Origin of the sequence: Actinoplanes sandaracinus (assembly GCF_030009775.1) — a bacterium.
GTDB lineage: Bacteria > Actinomycetota > Actinomycetes > Mycobacteriales > Micromonosporaceae > Actinoplanes > Actinoplanes sandaracinus.
The window spans coordinates 86,943-102,688 of record NZ_JASCTH010000005.1; the positions used below are offsets into that span (position 1 = coordinate 86,943).

Genomic DNA, 15,746 nt, shown 5'->3' on the forward strand with positions numbered 1-15,746 from the left:
CGGCATCAGCCTGTCCGCGGGCGGCGTACCAGCTTGCTTCTCCGGCTTCGACGCGGTCGCCGGCGGGTAACGCATCGGCGTGGATCATCTGCGGTTGCTCTTCGACGGCTGGATCGCCGGCGTGGGTACGGCCGGTGGCACGCGGCTGGTGGTCGGGCACTGGCCGGGCTCGCCGTTCGGGCCGGTCACCGACGTGATGGTGGAGTCTCCCGACGGTCATCGCCTGCTGCTCGCCGAGACCGGGGAGCTGGGCCGGTTCGTCGCCGACACCTACGCGTTCGATGAGGTCCGGATCGTGCCGATCGCGGTGGCGAGGTCGGGGACGGCCTGGGCCGTCACCGCCGGCCCGCTCGCGCTGCGGTTCAGCACCGGCGGGCGCGGCCCGCTGGGCCTGCTCCTGCGGGCGGTGCCGGCGGCGCTGGCCCGGCGGCTGTGGTGGGTGCGACTGATCGACGCGCCCGCCCGTCTTCTGCGGGGCGTCCGCACCTATGGCAGCGCCGGCGGCGGTCGGCGCGAGTGGTACGCCGCACGCGACCTGCGCCGCATCACCGCCGCCACCGCGGCGCTGGACGGTGTGGACCTGGGCCGCCTCGCCGCGGTCGACCCGCCGGTGCGGTTCGGTTTCGGTTCGGCGCCGCGGTCTCCGGCCCTGGTGCGCGTCACCACCACCGTCGAGATCCCGCAGCCCTGACTCTCCGCTCCCGGATCAGGCGCGGAGTCCTCTCACCGGACGGGCGGAAGCCGGCTCGGCGCCGCCAGTCGCCTCACGCCGCCAGGCAGCGGCCGTCCGGGAGCAGGCCCGCGTACCAGGAGTGCTGGCGCTCCACAGGCGGCGGGGTGACGTCGGCGATCACACAGACGTCGCCGATCCGAACGGCCCAGATCAACGCGCCCCGCGCCGTCGGGTCCTCGACCCGGCCCAGCCTCACCACGGCGCCGGTGTACCCGGCCCGGGCCAGGGCCTGCCGCACCTTCGTGACGTAGTCGTCGGTGGCGGCGAGTCGGGCCTCCCCGAGGCAGTGGCCGTTGCCGTCGAGCTCCTCCAGACAACCGCCGTCGCGCCCCCGGTTGGCCACCGCGGCCCCGGCCTCGTCCAGCGCCTCATCCTCGCCGATGGCCGGCGCGGGCGTACGCAGGTGGCTGTCCTTCAGCTCCAGCGCGCAGTGACCGTCGTCGTCGTTCAGGGGATCCGAGCAGCGCGGCGTCGGCGCGCTGCTCGGCTGCGCGTTGCTCGGCTGCGGCTGGGCGACGTCGCGCTCGGTCGGCGCGCCACAGGCGGTCGCCATCGCCAGGAGCAGGGCGGCCGGCGTCATCCTCCGCTTCGGTGATCTCACGCTGGGCAAGATATGTGATCACCGACCGGCGCCTGATCGCCCGAGCCGGCGAAGAAGTCGATACGACCGGCGCCACCACGGCCACCGGGACGCGGGTCATGCGGCGAGGAGGTTCGAGCATGCCCGTGCGCACGCCGTCGGTGGCCGGTCGCTATGTGTGCTGGGCGGTGCCCGAGCCTGGTGCGGGCGGCGGCGTCATCGACCGTTGATGGCCGCATTCGAGCTCGTTGCCCTCGAGGTCGGTGACCCATCCGTCGGTGCCGTTGACGTGCACCTGGATCGAGCCGGGACAGTGGTCGACCTGGAACGGTTCGTTGCCTCTCACCGTGCCCGGCCAGGTCGGCCCGCCGCCCGACCGGCCGACGGTGTGGACCACCAGTGACTCACCGGGCATGAGCCGGTAGTCGCGCCCGTACCACTCGAGCACCACTTCGAGCACCTCATCACTGTGGTTGGAGATCGGCAACCGGGCCACAGGTTCATCCACCAGCGCTCACCACCTTGAAAGACCGCTTTCGCCCGACCGGACTGTCGACCGTTAGGTTTCGATGAACCGAACCTTAATGATTCCTTAGTATCGATCTTCTCGCGGGCCGGGAATGAATAGTAGGTCGGCTGCTTCCGAAACCCGGAAGGTCCAGCAGCATCGCTGTCACACGAGCCGACGAGGTGAAAGTCCGTGCCCACTCCCCCCAACCGGCGGATCCGCTACACCCTGATGGTCATCGGGGCCCTGGGGATGATCGGCGCCGGCTCCGCCGCCATCGTCGTGGGAAGCGGCTCAGGGGACCGGGAGGTCCGCTTGGCCGCGACCACTCCCGACGCCACCGGGACCGCCGGCACCGTCGAGACCGCCGAGACCGCCGACACCGCGGAGGCCGCGGAGGCCGCGGGCACCGCTACGAGCGCGTCACCGTCCACGCAACCCACAGCATCGCCGTCCGCCGTACCGGCGGCGCCGGCATCGGCAACGGCCGCACCGTCACCAAGCACCACGGCGGCCGCTCGCTCGCAGGCCCAGCCGAAATCCACCGTGACGAAGCAGCGCGTCAAGTCATCCGCACCGGCGCCGAACTCGACGACAAAGGCGCCGTCCGGCGGCGACACCGCCTCCTCCGCGGTCGCCGCCGAGGTGGTCCGGCTGGTCAACGTCGAACGGCAGAAGGCCGGCTGCTCCGGCCTCAGCAGCGAGTCACGCCTGGAGGCGGCGGCGCAGAAGCACTCCGAGCTGCAGGCCGAACGGAACAGTATGTCGCACCAGTTGCCCGGGGAAGCCGGCATGAGCGACCGGGTCACGGCTGAGGGCTACCGGTGGCGAAGTGTCGGCGAGAATGTCGCCGCCGGCTACTCCAGCGCGGCGAGCGTCATGGACGGCTGGATGAACAGCCCCGGCCACAAGGCGAACATCCTCAACTGCGGCTTCAAGGAGATCGGCGTCGGCTTGGCGAAGTCCTCATCGGGAACCCAGTACTGGACCCAGAACTTCGCGACGCCGGCCTGACACCGGGTTACCGGGAAGCTCGTAGCTCGGTGAGCTGCGAGCCCCGGTGACGCGTACCCCCGCGCCTTGCTCTTGGTTCTCGGCACAGCTAACGGGACGAACCCAGGTGCGGCTCCGAAGGCGGAAATGGAGTGCGCGGCAAGCTCGGGGACGGTTGGATCAGCGGGATGAGCCGGCTATATCCCGAGATCGAACCGTTCGCCCAGGGCATGCTCGACGTCGGAGACGGTCACCTCGTCTACTGGGAGAGCTGCGGCAACCCGCTCGGCAAACCGGCACTGGTGCTGCACGGCGGGCCCGGCTCGGGAGCCGGCGCCTTCTGGCGGCGGTTCTTCGATCCCGCGGTGTACCGGGTGGTCCTGTTCGACCAGCGCGGGTGCGGGCGCAGCACACCAGACGCGGGCGACGTGCGCACCGACCTCTCGGCCAACACCATGCCGCATCTGCTGGCCGACATCGAGAAGCTGCGTACGCACCTCGACATCGACCGATGGCTGCTGCTCGGCGGGTCATGGGGCAGCGCGCTCGGCCTCGGCTACGCCCAACGGCACCCCGACCGGGTCACCGAGATCGTGCTCTTCAGCGTCGTCACCAGCACACCCGCCGAGCACCGGTGGCTCACCCGCGACCTCGGGCGGATCTTCCCCGAGCAGTGGGACCGGTTCCGCGACGCGGTTCCCGAGTCCGAACGCGACGGCAACCTCCCCGCCGCCTACGCCCGGCGGTTGGCCGATCCCGATGAGACCGTGCGAGACCGGGCCGCGCGCGCCTGGTGCGCCTGGGAGGACACGCTGGTCTCCAACGTGCCCGGCAGCCGGCCTGACCCTCGGTACGAGGACGCCGCGTTCCGGATGACCTTCACCCGCCTCGTCACCCACTACTGGGCGCACGACGGCTGGTTCGCCGACGGCGAGTTGATGGCGGGAGCACACCGGCTCGCCGGCATTCCCGGTGTGCTCGTCCACGGCCGACTCGACCTCGGCAGCCCCGCCGACATCCCGTGGCGGCTGGCGAAGGTATGGCCCGAGGCCAGGTTGGAGCTGATCGACGACGCCGGGCACGGCGCCGGGCGAGGCATCGGCGACGTGGTCATCGACGCCCTGGATCGCTTCCGCGACACCGGGGTCCCGAACCATGGCGGAGCTGCTTGACCAACGGCCGGCGGCGAGCAGCACCCGCCCGCCGAGCGCGGCACGACCGGCCCCGCTCCTTGCTGGATGACACCGAGGGGTGCTAGAACCCGGAGCCGCCAGGCATGTCGCGCGCCGCCGTCAACGTCTTGAACGGCGGGTCCGTGGGTAAGTGCCGGTCACGACCGACGGCTTCGGACGGCCTTGATCATGGCCGATACGGCAATAGTCACCGGCGCCGGTGATGGACTGGGACGCGAGATCGCGCTCGGCCTGGCCCACGCCGGCTACAGCGTTGTGGTGGCCGATATCGATGAGCGGGCTGCGCGGGCGTGCGCGAAGGCGATCGAGGCGTACGGAACGCCGGCCCGGGCGTTGGGCGCTGACGTTCGAGAGCGTCCGGACATGGACCGTGTCGTGGCGCTCGCTCGCGAGCTCGGTGGCCCTCACATCCTTGTCAACAATGCGGGCGGCTGGACCCCGCAGCGCCAGTACCCATAGGCGACGGCTCCTGTCCGACAGGGAGCCGGCGGAACGGTGGTGGAGATGTGGGGAGGCGAGCCGCCCCTCGTGCATGCCCCGGCGTGAGATCCTTCGGAGATCCGCTCACCGGCTCAGCGCGCCCGTCTCGACGGGCCGTTCGGCTAGCCGACCTGCTCGGCGAGCCGCTTGATGTGGACCGCGCGCTTCGTCAACAGCCGCTTCAGGTACGGAGCGAGCACTATCCGGGTCGTCACCGCACCCACCGGCCCGAAGGGCGCGCGGATCGTCATGCGATCGGTCATCCGGGTGCGCCCGTCACCGAGGTCCTCGAAGTGGTGCTCGTGGCGCAATGCCCGGAAGGGGCCACGCGTCTGTTCGTCCACGAAGTGATGCGGCCGATTGTAGGCGCTGATCCGGCTGGTCATGCGCCAGCGCAAGCCGAAATGGCGAGCGCGGAACGTCACCTCGTCGCCGAGTGTGAGTTGCCGCCGGCCAGTCGTCGTCGTTGCGGTCTCCCGGCTTCCGGCCAACGATTCGGCGTGCACGTCCACGTCACGTTCCAGATCGAACACCGTGCCCGTGGCAGCGTTGATGACAGAAACGACTTCGATCACAGCCGACACGCAAGCAGCCTAGTACGTGGGATTCCCGTGGCGTCGCCGGCCGCAATCCGGAAGACCCCTTGTGCAGCTTTCGGCGCCGCACGCCCCGACAGTGGCAGAAGAGCACCCCCCGGCGACTGCCGTTCCGCCTCCTCGAATGCCGGGCGCGGTTCTAGAGTTGCGGCCATGGGGAAGAAGGGTCGGACCGCGGCTATCGGACAGCCGGACCGGCCGGAGCACCCGGCCGGCCTCCTGTGCCTTCCGTGCCTGATGGCCGGCGTGGTGCGGCAGGCGTGGACCGTCAGCGCGGGCCGTGCCTGCTGCATCAGGCACGCCGTCGAAGACTCAGACCTCGACGACATGGATCAGCACGAGCTGTTCGTCACCATCTACGAAGCCCTCCGCCAGCACGGTCACTCCGATCCTTACTAGGTGACCGGCTTGGCTTCCCGCTCGATGCAGAACTCGTTGCCCTCCAGGTCCAGTAGTGTGACCCAGCCCCGTCCCTGCGGACCCCGATGGTCCTCGTACAACGAGGCACCGAGCCGAATGACCCGCTCCACCTCCTCATCCCGGGTGCGCTCAGTCGGCTGCCAGTCGAAGTGAATGCGGTTCTTCACCGTCTTACCCTCGGGCACCCGGATGAACAGCAGTCCCGGCACCGGAGGCGGCGCCTCGATGAGCACCTCGTCATCACCTGGAGTGTCCTGGTCGGACACGGGCCAGCCCGTCACGCCACTCCAGAAGGTCGCCAGCTCGTACGGGTCGGCACAGTCCACGGTTACATGACGAAGTTTCACCCGGACCACCGTACGGGCGAAGGCTCATCCGCGCATTACGAAACACGGCCCAGTCGACCCCAGCGGCCGGCAGAGACCTCCGACACGACCGACAAGCGAAGCTATTTGACCAATGGGACCATCGATATAGCGATTCCGATGACAGCAAGAATCAGACCGACGATCTCCCATCGGCGCTCAGACAGAACCATCCGCAAAGGCAGTTTCTGTACATCGTCACAACTGAGAGGCAGCGACCGGAGGCCGCCACCCACCAGACTATCCGCCAGAATTACGCTCTCGCGTGTGATTCGATCTCCTGATCGAGTCTGGCCGGAAGCGATCTCCTTTGCGGAAACCCATCGATCAGCCGGACCCAGGGCTATCGTTCGTTGACGAGTGCGTAGATGGAAGAATGTAAAATGGTACCTCGTCGCCACACCGTACGCTCGGGACAATCCCGTGAGTTCGCTCGATCCGATCTCGACGAGATCGTCCCCTGAGGGCATGAAGCTGAACCGATTGGCGGGAAGTTCTTCAGCAAGTTCGCGGGTTGCGGCGACCCGGGCGCTCGAGTCGCTCGTGCGAACATGACCACCGATGAATTGGAATTGCTGCGCCTCCTGGTCGTATTGCATGAGGTAAGACGCGCCTCGACGCCCTCGCGTCTTCGCCTTGAGGACGACTTGGACGACTGTGGCCTCCCTGAGGGGAATAGGATTTTCTTTCTCGCCGATCCGCTGCCGTTCAATGAGATATAGCAGCTGCGATCCGTGGAGCACGTCGTGAGCAAGATAGGGCCCGTCCGCACTTGCTGGACGGCCCCAATTGGCAAGAATGGGCTCACCCTCACGTATGTATGCGGACCAGCTCGCAGCAAAATATGAGCCGTGACTACTCACCGCTCGCACGCGTGGGCCATCCGGCCCTTCATCGACCTCAATGAAACCGAACGGTTTGACGAGATCGACAATGGCTCGCGCCACAGCCACAAGATTCTGTTCCGCGACACCAGCCTCGCGACAAATGTCGACCATTCGTCGCGCCGGCTCGAACTCGCGAGGCAGTGCTGCGAGTATCTTCGCGACCCAGTTCGCATCCACCGAATCCGTCCCAGCATTCGGCTCGGGCAGAGACGCCACGGAAGCCTCCGTAATCAATTCGCAGGGACGAGTATCGAGTGCAGCCGGCACTCCTCAAAGTCTGCGGTCCCTAAACGGGGATCAACAGCTGCCACGGCTTCCGTGAACTGTCGCGTATCTGACTCCCTCAGGATTCGGTGATCAAATGATTCACTTTCGGCGCCATACCGTTACGGCGAGGCGCTGCAGAAGTCGCTGCCGTTCTACGAGCTCAGGTCTCGGGAAAGATAGCCGGCCTGGAACCGGCTACCTTGCCAAGGCCGAGGCGGGGTACGACGCGCAGGGCCAGGATCAGCTGCGGCTGGGAGCCGGCGCGGGGCGGCTCTCGCCGCGCTTCGCGCCCGGGTCGCCGCCGCGCTTCGCGCCCGGGTCGCCGCCGCGCTTCGCGCCGGGGCCACCACGGCGGGCCTTACCTTCGGTCACCGTCTTCAGGTCGGCGCTCACCTCGAAACGCACCCGGTTGCCGTCCTTGACACCGAACACGCCGTACGACCCGTCAGCGCCCTTGACCACCCGGGACACCGTCACCGCCGCATCCTTCGCGGTCACCACCGCCGTCACCTTCGCCGCCTCGTCACCGGAGACCGGGGTGCGCCTCCCGCCGTGCTCACCATGCCGGCCGGGCCCGTCGGCCGACGCTCCCGGCGTCGGGTTCGCGGGGGCGGCACTGGCCATGGCGGCTCCCCCGACGGCCAGGCCACCCGCGGCTACGACTCCTGCGGCCAGCACACCGAACTTCTTCACGGACACGGGCACTCCTCGACCTGGTCGGGCCGGCCCGGCGCCGGCCCCTACGAGAAGAGTCGGCACTCCCGCTGTGAACAAACTGTGGTTGCCATGGGGGGATGCTGACCACATCCGGTTCGGGGTCAGTCCCACCCGGCCGTCAGATCTGGGGTGAAACGCCGAACGGCGGCCCGCTGTATCAGCCGGGCCGCCGTTCGTGAAGCTAAATCAGAGCGGGCGGATGTTCTCCGCCTGCGGGCCCTTCTGGCCCTGCGTGATGTCGAACTCCACCTTCTGGTTCTCGTCGAGGCTGCGGAAGCCACTCGCCGAGATCGCGGAGAAGTGGGCGAAGACGTCAGCGCCGCCGCCGTCCGGGGTGATGAAGCCGAAGCCCTTGTCGGCGTTGAACCACTTCACGGTACCTGTAGTCATATCTGCTCCTCGCAGGCTGTTGGAGACCGCACTGTGCGACCTCACACGCCGCTGCGTTGATCACCCGCGTCGGAACCGACACGCCAAACGAACAAACGCCGGGTGGGAATCTAGCTCACCCATCAGGCGCCGCAAACGTCTACGGAAATCAAAACTGCAACTCCGAAACCGTAGCACACGATTCGCCCGGCCCCTGGCTCAACGGCCGTTCTCCTCGACCCAGCCGTGGAGGACGGCGGCGGCCCGCGCCGGATCCTCCCCCGGCGATCCGCCGATCATGCGCTGCCCTTCGGCGCCGCCGTGACGTGGTCGCGCGGCCCCGGCCGAGGAGACGCCCACGGTGATCGCGGCCGGTCCCCGTGCCGGCAGCGCGGCGCCCGGCCGGTGCGGGCGGAGGCCCTCCGCCCACAGCCGGGACTCGCGCTTGCGGCGCCGGCGGCCGGCCGCCGTCAGCAGGATCAGAAGGAGCAGAGCCAGCCCGGCGGCCACGAGCACCGGCCGGCGGTTGGCCGGTGCCGCGGCGGCCGGCTCGGCAACCGTGCCGCCGGCCGCGGGGCTCGCGCTGAACGGCATGGCCGTCACCACGACCGCGTCGCCACGGGTGGCGTCGATGCCGGCCGCCGCACCGATCAGCTCCCGCAGTCGCGCCAGATCGACGGCCTCCACCGCGGCGGCGTCGAGAAGGACGGCGACGCTCAGCCTCCGGACGTCCCCGGGCGCGTTGCGGCGGGTCTCGCGCACGGAATTGAGCGCATTGGCGCGTACGGCGCGCGTGCTCTCGTACCGTGTGCCGCCGGTCTGGTCGGTGGAGGAACTCCGGATGAGGCTCTCCGTCAGCGCGCCGGCGGACGGGTCGTGGGTGAAGGTGCGGGTGACCGTCTCGGTCTCGCCGAGGTCGAGTTCGGCGGCGGTGGTGACGACGGCGCGGCCGGGGCCGACCACCGCGTCCAGCATCTTCTGCAGCGCGCTGTTCAGCCGGTTCTCGAAGGCCACGGTGATCGCGTCGGCGCCGGGAGCGGCGGCCACGACCCGGCGGTCGCCGGTCTCTCGCAGGCCGGGCGATCCGGGCGCCGCCGCGTGGGCGGGCAGGCCGAGGCAGAGAGCGAGGGCCGCTCCCACCAGGCCCGCGATCGGTTTCGCCGCGGGTACGTGGCGAACACGCCACGGGGCGGCCCCGGGTCCGTCCGGGCGGAGGCGATCATCCATCGTCGGCCTCCTTTCCACGCTTTTCCGAAAACCGGCGAGGTGTGGCGCCGTTCGACGGGCATTGATCGTTCCGCCGGCGGGCGGGTTTACCGATCCGGCGGGTGCGGTTCGGTTGCGCTCACCACCGGCTCCGCCGCCACGCGCGGCGACAGGCGCCGCTGCCGTCTGATGGAAATTAAGTAACGACGATCAGAAAGGGCATCAATCGCCGCTAGGCATTGTCAGTCATCGCTGCGTTTGCCATCCTCCGTGGAGACGCTGACAGCGACGGTCACCGATCGGTGCCGCGCTGAGGCCGCGCACCTCGGGAGGGGCGATGATCTCGTGACCCGCAGACGTCGGCAGGTCTTCATCGGAGCGTTGATCGGCGCGCTGGTCGCGACGACCGGGCTGGTGAGCGTCCATCTGGCCGGCGCCGCCGTGCCCCCGGCGCGGGCCGCCACGGCCGGCGACGGCGAGTTGCCGAGCGCCATGGGCGCCCACCTCGCCCGCTTGCGCCAGGCGGCGCCCAACGGCGGCGTGCTCGACACCCCGGGCGCGCTCGGGCAGGGCGAGTTCGACGAGCGGGCGTACCCGGCGCAGACCATCTCGGTGTCCCAGGTCGACCGGTCCCGTTCGGCGTTCGCCGCGGCGGACGCGCGTGCCGTGCCGCAGGGCCGCTCGCAGCAGGGCCGGTGGACGAACATCGGGCCGAGCGAGGCGCTCTACCCCTTCACCGAATTCCGCAACTCTTACAACTATGTGCCGAACGAGTACGTGGCCGGCGGCCGCACCACCTCGATCGCCATCAGCGACCGTTGCGTTCCCGGCTTCTGCCGCGCCTACATCACCCCGGCCGGCGGCGGGGTCTGGGCCACCCTCGACATCCTCGCGGCGACGCCCAAGTGGGCCTATCTGGGTGGCCCGCTCGGCATCAACGCGGCGGGCGCGGTCACCATCGACCGCAACGACCCCACCGGGTTGACCATCTACGTCGGCACCGGCGAGGCGAACATCTGCGCCTCCGGCTGCGTCGCGGGCGTCGGGCTCTACAAGTCCACCAACGGCGGCCTGACCTGGCAGGGCCCGCTCGGCAAGAACGAGCTCGGCGGCAAGGGCATCGGCGAGATCATCATCAAACCCGGCGACCGCAAGACGTTGTACGTGGCGACGACGACGGCCCTGCGCGGCATGTCGAGCGTCTGCTGCTCCGGCGTCACCCGCCCGGTCCCGGACGCCGCGAAGTGGGGCCTGTACAAGTCCACCGACGCCGGCAAGAGCTGGAAGTTCGTCCACAACGGCTCGGCGGACCCGGCGCAGTGCACGGGCAGCGCCCAGGAGTTCGCGAACACGTCCACCTGCTCCCCGCGCGGGGTGCGGCACGTCGAGCTGGACCCGGTCGACAGCAACATCGTCTACGCGTCGTCGTACGCCCGCGGCATCTGGCGCTCCCCCGACGCCGGCGCCACCTGGACGCAGATCAAGCCCTCGCTGTCGCCGACGGTCTTCCAGACGCGGGCCGCCTTCGACGTGACGAGGCTGCCGAACGGCAAGACCCGGATGTACGTGTACGAGGGCAACATCGGCACCCCGTACTCCCGGTTGTTCCGCAGTGATGACGTGGCGGCCGGCGCCCCCACCTACCAGGACCTGACCAGCGCGAACGTGGCCGACCCGGGTTACGCGACCTACAACCAGTGCGGCGCGCAGTGCTGGTACGACATGTTCGTGCACACCCCCGACGGCCATCCCGACGTGGTCTACACGGGCGGCTCGTATGTCTACGGCGAGACCATCGCCAACAAGCGCGCGGTGGTGCTGTCCACCGACGCCGGGGTCAGCGGCACCGACATGACCTTCGACGGCACCGACGAGCTGCACCCCAACGGCCTGCACCCGGACCAGCACGACATCGTCGTCAACCCGCGCAACCCGTTCCAGTTCTTCGAGGCCAACGACGGCGGCGTGATGCGGTCCAGCGGCCAGTTCGTCGACCGGTCGGCCTGGTGCGACGCCCCCGAGCGGGCACTGACGGCCCCGCAGCTCGAGCGCTGCCGGCAGATGCTCTCCCGGATCCCGTCGAAGCTGGAGGACGTCAACGAGGGCCTGTCGACGCTGCAGTTCATGAGCCTGTCGGTCAGCCCGCACGACGCGAACCTGCTGCAGGGTGGCACGCAGGACAACGGCACGTGGGAGAACAAGGGCCAGCGCAAGCGCTGGGTGAACACCATCATCGGCGACGGCGGGCAGTCCGGCTTCGACGTCGCCCGGCCCGAGTTCCGGTTCCACACCTACACCGGGGTCCAGATCGAGGTGAACTTCGCCAACGGCGACACCGGCGGCTGGATCTACGTCGGCGAGCCGATCGACGCGCAGCCCGGCACCCAGTTCTACGCGCCGGTGATCAGCGACCCGAAGGTCAGCGGCACGATGTTCGCGGGCACCGCGCTCAGCGTGTACCGGACGAAGACGTTCGGCCTCGGCGACCGGACGCCGGCGGAGGCCAACCGGATCTGCAACACCTGGACCGGTACCTTCGAGGCACAGTGCGGCGACTGGGTCCAGCTCGGCACGGCCGCGCTGACCGACGCCACGTGGGGCGACAAGGCCGGCGGCGCGATGGCGGCCGTCGAGCGTTCACCCGCGGACACCTCGACCGCCTGGGCGGCCACCACCACCGGCCGGGTGTTCGTGTCCCGCAACGTCGACGCCGAACCCGCCTCGGCCGTGCAGTGGACCCGCGTCGACGACGACCAGGCGCTGCCGAACCGCTTCGTCAGCAGCATCCACCCGGATCCCCAGGACCCGGCGCGGGCCTGGGTGTCCTACAGCGGCTTCAACTCCAATACCCCCGCCACCCCGGGACACGTCTTCGAGGTGCGGGCCCCGGCCGGCGCGGCGAGCACCTGGACCGACCGCTCGCACAACCTGGGCGACCAGCCGGTGACCGACCTGGTCCGCGACGACGTGACCGGAGATCTGTACGCGGCCACCGACTTCGGGGTGCTGCGCCTGCCCGACCGGACGACCGCCTGGGTCAAGGCCGCGGCGGGCATGCCCAACGTCGAGGTCACCGGCCTGACGGTGGTGCCGGGCAAGCGGATCCTGTACGCCGCCTCCCACGGTCTGAGCGCCTGGAGACTGGACCTCAAGAAGTAGTGGCCCGTAACAGCGTGGTGCGGGGTCTCGGACGCGGCCCCGCACCCTTTCCGTCCCGCTCGGCACGCTGGTGGCGCACGCTCGGCGCGGTGTTCGTGGTGCTCGTCTTCGTACCCCCGTTGCTGTTGCTGGTCTCGGGGTCCCTGACCGAGCCGGGACAACCGCCACCGCCGACCCCCCGGCTGGTGCCCGATCCACTGTCGGTCACCGGCTACCAGGAGGCGTTCCCGCTCGGCGGGCTGGCCCGGGCCACGCTCAACTCAGCGGTCGTGGCCGTGTGCGCGGTGCCGCTGAGCGTGCTGGTCGCCTCGTGGGCGGGTTTCGCGCTGGCCCGCGCCTCGCGACGGGTGACAGCCGTGATCGTCGCGGCCTCGCTGCTGGCGCTGATGGCGCCGGCGACGGCGCTGCTGCTGCCCCGGTTCGTCGTCTTCCGGTTCCTGGGGCTGACCGACACCCTCGTGCCGTTGATCGCGCCGGCCCTGCTGGGCGCCTCCCCGCTGTACGTACTGATCTACTACCTGGCGTTCCGGGGCCTGCCGGCCGACCTCTACGACACCTGCCGGTTGTCCGATCTGACCCCGCTGCAGACCTGGTGGCGCTTCGCGCTGCCCGTGGTGCGCCCGGTTACGGCCGGCCTGACCGCGCTGAGTTTCATCCTGACCTGGTCGAACTTCCTCGACCCGCTGGTGTACGTCTACGACCGCGACCTGTTCACACTGCCTCTGGCGCTGCGGTCGCTCGCCGTCCTGGACCCCACGAACTTCCCGGTGTTCCTGGCCGGGGCGGTGGTGGCCACTGTTCCCCCGGTGCTGGTGTTCGTGCTGGCCCAGCGCTGGTTCCTGCACTCCGACGACCCGACGGGACGATTCCGGTGAAGACCCTGCGGAAACTGATCGCCCTGCTGCTGTGCGGCGTCCTGCCGGCCGGCGCCGCCGCCGGCTGCTCCCGCGACGGCGGCGACGCGGAGGCCACCGGCCCGGTACGGCTGCTGGTCTTCGGCGCGCCGGAGGAGCTCCAGGCGTACCGGACGCTCGTCGGCGCGTACGCCGAAAAGCACCCGGGCCGCGAGATTCAGCTGATCGAGGCCAGCGACCGCAAGGATCTGCTCGCCCGGCTGTCGACGTCGATCGCCGGAGGGGCGGCGCCGGAGCTGTTCCTGATGAACTACCGGTTCTACGGTCAGTTCGCGGTCAAGGACGCCATCGATCCGCTCGACGAGCGGATCGCCGCCTCGACGCTGGTGAACCCGGCCGACTACTACCCGGTGGCGATGGACGCCTTCAAGTGGCGAGGAAGGCAACTGTGCCTGCCGCAGAACGTCTCCAGCCTGGCCGTCTACTACAACCGCACCCTCTTCGAGAAGCACGGCGTCCCCCTGCCGAAACCGGGCTGGACGTGGAACGACCTGCTCACCACGGCGACCGCGATGACCCGCGACGCGGCCGGCGGCGTCATCCGTGGCACCGAGAGTGAGGGGGCGGCGCGGCGGCCGGCCGTGCACGGGCTCGGCATCGAACCGTCGATCATCCGGTTGGCCCCGTTCGTCTGGTCCAACGACGGCGAGATCGTCGACGACCCGGCCCGGCCCACCCGGCTCACCCTCGACAACCCGCCCGCGAAGGAGGCGCTGAAAAACCTGATCGACCTGCGCCTCGCGTACGGGGTGGTGCCGACCGACGAGGAGGTCGAGTCGGAGGACGACGAGTCCCGGTTCGCCAACGGACGGCTCGCGATGCTGCTGTCGTCGCGGCGCTCCACCACCACGTTCCGGTCGATCACCGGATTCGAGTGGGACGTGGCGCCGCTGCCGGTCTACCGCCGGCCGGCCGGGATCCTGCACTCCGACGCGTACTGCATGACCCGGGGCGGCGCCAACAAGCAGGCGGCGTGGAACTTCCTGGAGTACGCGGTCAGCGCCGAGGGGCAGAAGATCATCGCGGCGACCGGTCGCACCGTGCCGTCGCACATCGCGGTGTCGACGAGTGAGGCCTTCCTCGGCCCGGCGCAGCCGCCACGCAGCGCCAAGGTCTTCCTCGACGCGATCGGGTCCGTCCGCGCGCTGCCCACGGTCTCCACCTGGCCGGAGATCGAGGACGTGACCGGCGGCATCCTGGAGAACGCGCTGTACCGCGGTGACCGGCTCGACGATGTGGTCCGGGAACTGGACGAACAGACCCGGCCCCTGTTCGCGCGGGGCGAGTATCCGCGATGATCAATAGATGACGCGGAGTGGCCTGAAGCTGTCCGGAGTCTCGGCCGCCTACCGGGACACACCGGTGCTGCACCACCTGGACCTGGAGGTGAACCAGGGGGAACTTTTGGTCGTGCTGGGCCCGTCCGGGGCGGGCAAGAGCACGCTGCTGCGTGTCGTCGCCGGGCTCCAGGCCGCCACGACCGGGCGGGTGCTGATCGGCGGGCGCGACGTCACCGCGCTGCGGCCGGGACGCCGCAACGTGTCGATGGTGTTCCAGTCGTACGCGCTGTTCCCGCATCTCACCGCGCTCGACAACATCACCTTCGGGCTGGAGGTGCGTGACATGCCCCGCAAGGCGGCACGGGAGCGGGCGGCCGCGGCGGCGGCCACGGTCGGCTGCGCGCACCTGCTCGACCGGCGGCCCGGGCAACTGTCCGGCGGCGAACGTCAGCGGGTGGCGCTGGCCCGCGCCCTGGTCCGGGAGCCCGACCTGTTCCTGCTGGACGAGCCGCTCTCCAACCTCGATCTCGAACTGCGGACCGAGACGCGGGGCGAGCTCAAGGCCCTGCACGCCCGGCTCGGTGTCACCACGGTGCACGTCACCCACGACCAGACCGAGGCGCTGGTGCTGGCCGACCGGCTGGCGGTCCTGCGGGACGGGCGACTCGAACAGCTCGGTACGCCGGACGAGATCTGGCGTACCCCGGCGACGGTGTTCGTGGCCCGCTTCGTCGGGTCTCCCGCGATGAACCTGCTGCCCGCGGACGGCCCGCTCACTCCGGACGGCGCTCCGGCGGCGCGCCCGCCCGGTCACCGCATCGGGTTCCGTCCGGAGGCGGTCCGGCTCGGCGACGTGGGCACGCCCGCGGCCGTGGAACGGGTCGACGTGGTGGGCGAGGACGCGTACGCGTACCTGCGTCTCGCCGGAGACGGACCGGTGATCACCGCCCGCGTGCCGTCGGCGTCGCGCCCCTTTCCCGGTGAGCCGGTCCGGGCCGCCGTCCGCTGGGCCGACGTGCACGTCTTCGACGGCGACGGCCGCCGGGTGACCGGCGCGTGAGACGCGACCGGGGGCGCCG

At 70.0% G+C, this 15,746-nt stretch carries 17 protein-coding genes; 9 read left to right on the forward strand and 8 right to left on the reverse strand.

Going from position 1 to position 15,746, the window contains the following annotated elements; genetic code table 11:
• Nucleotides 1-79 precede the first annotated feature (79 nt).
• On the forward strand, nucleotides 80-691 hold the full coding sequence (locus QLQ12_RS09125) for a hypothetical protein (RefSeq protein ID WP_282758609.1): 612 nt from the start codon (nucleotides 80-82) through the stop codon (nucleotides 689-691).
• Nucleotides 692-764: 73 nt separating this feature from the next.
• Here QLQ12_RS09125 and QLQ12_RS09130 read toward each other — a convergent pair whose 3' ends face one another.
• Nucleotides 765-1,334 carry a hypothetical protein gene (locus tag QLQ12_RS09130; RefSeq protein WP_282758610.1) on the reverse strand — a complete coding sequence of 190 codons (570 nt, stop codon included), beginning with the start codon at nucleotides 1,332-1,334 and terminating at the stop codon, nucleotides 765-767.
• Between the two features lie 151 nt (nucleotides 1,335-1,485).
• Nucleotides 1,486-1,821 carry a hypothetical protein gene (locus QLQ12_RS09135; protein ID WP_282758611.1) on the reverse strand — a complete coding sequence of 112 codons (336 nt, stop codon included), beginning with the start codon at nucleotides 1,819-1,821 and terminating at the stop codon, nucleotides 1,486-1,488.
• A 192-nt stretch (nucleotides 1,822-2,013) separates the two neighbouring features.
• Between QLQ12_RS09135 and QLQ12_RS09140 the strand changes: the two genes are divergently transcribed.
• The 3 genes from QLQ12_RS09140 (at nucleotide 2,014) to QLQ12_RS09150 (ending at nucleotide 4,466) form a co-directional block, all read left to right on the forward strand.
• Nucleotides 2,014-2,835: a CAP domain-containing protein gene (locus QLQ12_RS09140; protein WP_282758612.1), complete on the forward strand. Its 822-nt coding sequence runs from the start codon at nucleotides 2,014-2,016 to the stop codon at nucleotides 2,833-2,835.
• Nucleotides 2,836-3,002: 167 nt separating this feature from the next.
• Nucleotides 3,003-3,986, forward strand: a complete 984-nt coding sequence (pip, locus tag QLQ12_RS09145; RefSeq protein WP_282758613.1) for a prolyl aminopeptidase — start codon at nucleotides 3,003-3,005, stop codon at nucleotides 3,984-3,986.
• Nucleotides 3,987-4,175: 189 nt separating this feature from the next.
• Nucleotides 4,176-4,466, forward strand: coding sequence for an SDR family NAD(P)-dependent oxidoreductase (locus QLQ12_RS09150; protein WP_282758614.1), 291 nt, complete (start codon nucleotides 4,176-4,178; stop codon nucleotides 4,464-4,466).
• Between the two features lie 143 nt (nucleotides 4,467-4,609).
• Here QLQ12_RS09150 and QLQ12_RS09155 read toward each other — a convergent pair whose 3' ends face one another.
• On the reverse strand, nucleotides 4,610-5,071 hold the full coding sequence (locus QLQ12_RS09155) for an SRPBCC family protein (protein ID WP_282758615.1): 462 nt from the start codon (nucleotides 5,069-5,071) through the stop codon (nucleotides 4,610-4,612).
• 165 nt (nucleotides 5,072-5,236) lie between these two features.
• Here QLQ12_RS09155 and QLQ12_RS09160 point away from each other — a divergent pair, with 165 nt between their 5' ends.
• Entirely contained in the window at nucleotides 5,237-5,482 is a 246-nt protein-coding gene (locus QLQ12_RS09160; RefSeq protein ID WP_282758616.1) for a hypothetical protein, read from the forward strand.
• Here the strand turns inward: QLQ12_RS09160 and QLQ12_RS09165 are convergent.
• From QLQ12_RS09165 to QLQ12_RS09185, 5 genes are all read right to left on the reverse strand, one after another.
• The gene (locus QLQ12_RS09165; protein WP_282758618.1) at nucleotides 5,479-5,850 is read right to left on the reverse strand and encodes a VOC family protein; all 372 of its coding nucleotides are present in this window, start codon (nucleotides 5,848-5,850) and stop codon (nucleotides 5,479-5,481) included. The two genes, QLQ12_RS09160 and QLQ12_RS09165, sit on opposite strands and share 4 nt — an antisense overlap.
• Before the next feature lie 101 nt (nucleotides 5,851-5,951).
• Complete coding sequence (locus tag QLQ12_RS09170; RefSeq protein ID WP_282758619.1) at nucleotides 5,952-6,971, reverse strand: NUDIX domain-containing protein; 1,020 nt, start codon at nucleotides 6,969-6,971, stop codon at nucleotides 5,952-5,954.
• A gap of 291 nt (nucleotides 6,972-7,262) precedes the next feature.
• Nucleotides 7,263-7,721, reverse strand: a complete 459-nt coding sequence (locus tag QLQ12_RS09175; RefSeq protein WP_282758620.1) for a hypothetical protein — start codon at nucleotides 7,719-7,721, stop codon at nucleotides 7,263-7,265.
• A gap of 204 nt (nucleotides 7,722-7,925) precedes the next feature.
• Nucleotides 7,926-8,129, reverse strand: a complete 204-nt coding sequence (locus QLQ12_RS09180; RefSeq protein WP_282758621.1) for a cold-shock protein — start codon at nucleotides 8,127-8,129, stop codon at nucleotides 7,926-7,928.
• Between the two features lie 198 nt (nucleotides 8,130-8,327).
• Complete coding sequence (locus QLQ12_RS09185) at nucleotides 8,328-9,335, reverse strand: flagellar M-ring protein FliF C-terminal domain-containing protein (RefSeq protein WP_282758623.1); 1,008 nt, start codon at nucleotides 9,333-9,335, stop codon at nucleotides 8,328-8,330.
• A gap of 324 nt (nucleotides 9,336-9,659) precedes the next feature.
• On the opposite strand from QLQ12_RS09185, the gene QLQ12_RS09190 reads away from it, so the two are divergent.
• From QLQ12_RS09190 to QLQ12_RS09205, 4 genes are read left to right on the forward strand one after another with little or no spacing between them, the layout of a single operon-like run.
• Nucleotides 9,660-12,473, forward strand: coding sequence for a beta propeller repeat protein (locus QLQ12_RS09190; RefSeq protein ID WP_282758624.1), 2,814 nt, complete (start codon nucleotides 9,660-9,662; stop codon nucleotides 12,471-12,473).
• Between the two features lie 14 nt (nucleotides 12,474-12,487).
• Complete coding sequence (locus tag QLQ12_RS09195; RefSeq protein ID WP_407651450.1) at nucleotides 12,488-13,348, forward strand: carbohydrate ABC transporter permease; 861 nt, start codon at nucleotides 12,488-12,490, stop codon at nucleotides 13,346-13,348.
• Nucleotides 13,345-14,685, forward strand: coding sequence for an ABC transporter substrate-binding protein (locus QLQ12_RS09200; protein WP_407651441.1), 1,341 nt, complete (start codon nucleotides 13,345-13,347; stop codon nucleotides 14,683-14,685). The genes QLQ12_RS09195 and QLQ12_RS09200 overlap by 4 nt, the downstream gene beginning before the upstream one ends.
• Before the next feature lie 7 nt (nucleotides 14,686-14,692).
• On the forward strand, nucleotides 14,693-15,727 hold the full coding sequence (locus QLQ12_RS09205; RefSeq protein ID WP_282758625.1) for an ABC transporter ATP-binding protein: 1,035 nt from the start codon (nucleotides 14,693-14,695) through the stop codon (nucleotides 15,725-15,727).
• Nucleotides 15,728-15,746 lie beyond the last annotated feature (19 nt).

Coding starts and splice junctions, on each gene's coding strand:
- pip (WP_282758613.1), top strand. CDS start 3,003: ATGAGCCGGCTATATCCCGAGATCGAACCGTTCGCCCAGGGCATGCTC.
- QLQ12_RS09160 (WP_282758616.1), top strand. CDS start 5,237: ATGGGGAAGAAGGGTCGGACCGCGGCTATCGGACAGCCGGACCGGCCG.
- QLQ12_RS09150 (WP_282758614.1), top strand. CDS start 4,176: ATGGCCGATACGGCAATAGTCACCGGCGCCGGTGATGGACTGGGACGC.
- QLQ12_RS09180 (WP_282758621.1), bottom strand. CDS start 8,129: ATGACTACAGGTACCGTGAAGTGGTTCAACGCCGACAAGGGCTTCGGC.
- QLQ12_RS09205 (WP_282758625.1), top strand. CDS start 14,693: ATGACGCGGAGTGGCCTGAAGCTGTCCGGAGTCTCGGCCGCCTACCGG.
- QLQ12_RS09185 (WP_282758623.1), bottom strand. CDS start 9,335: ATGGATGATCGCCTCCGCCCGGACGGACCCGGGGCCGCCCCGTGGCGT.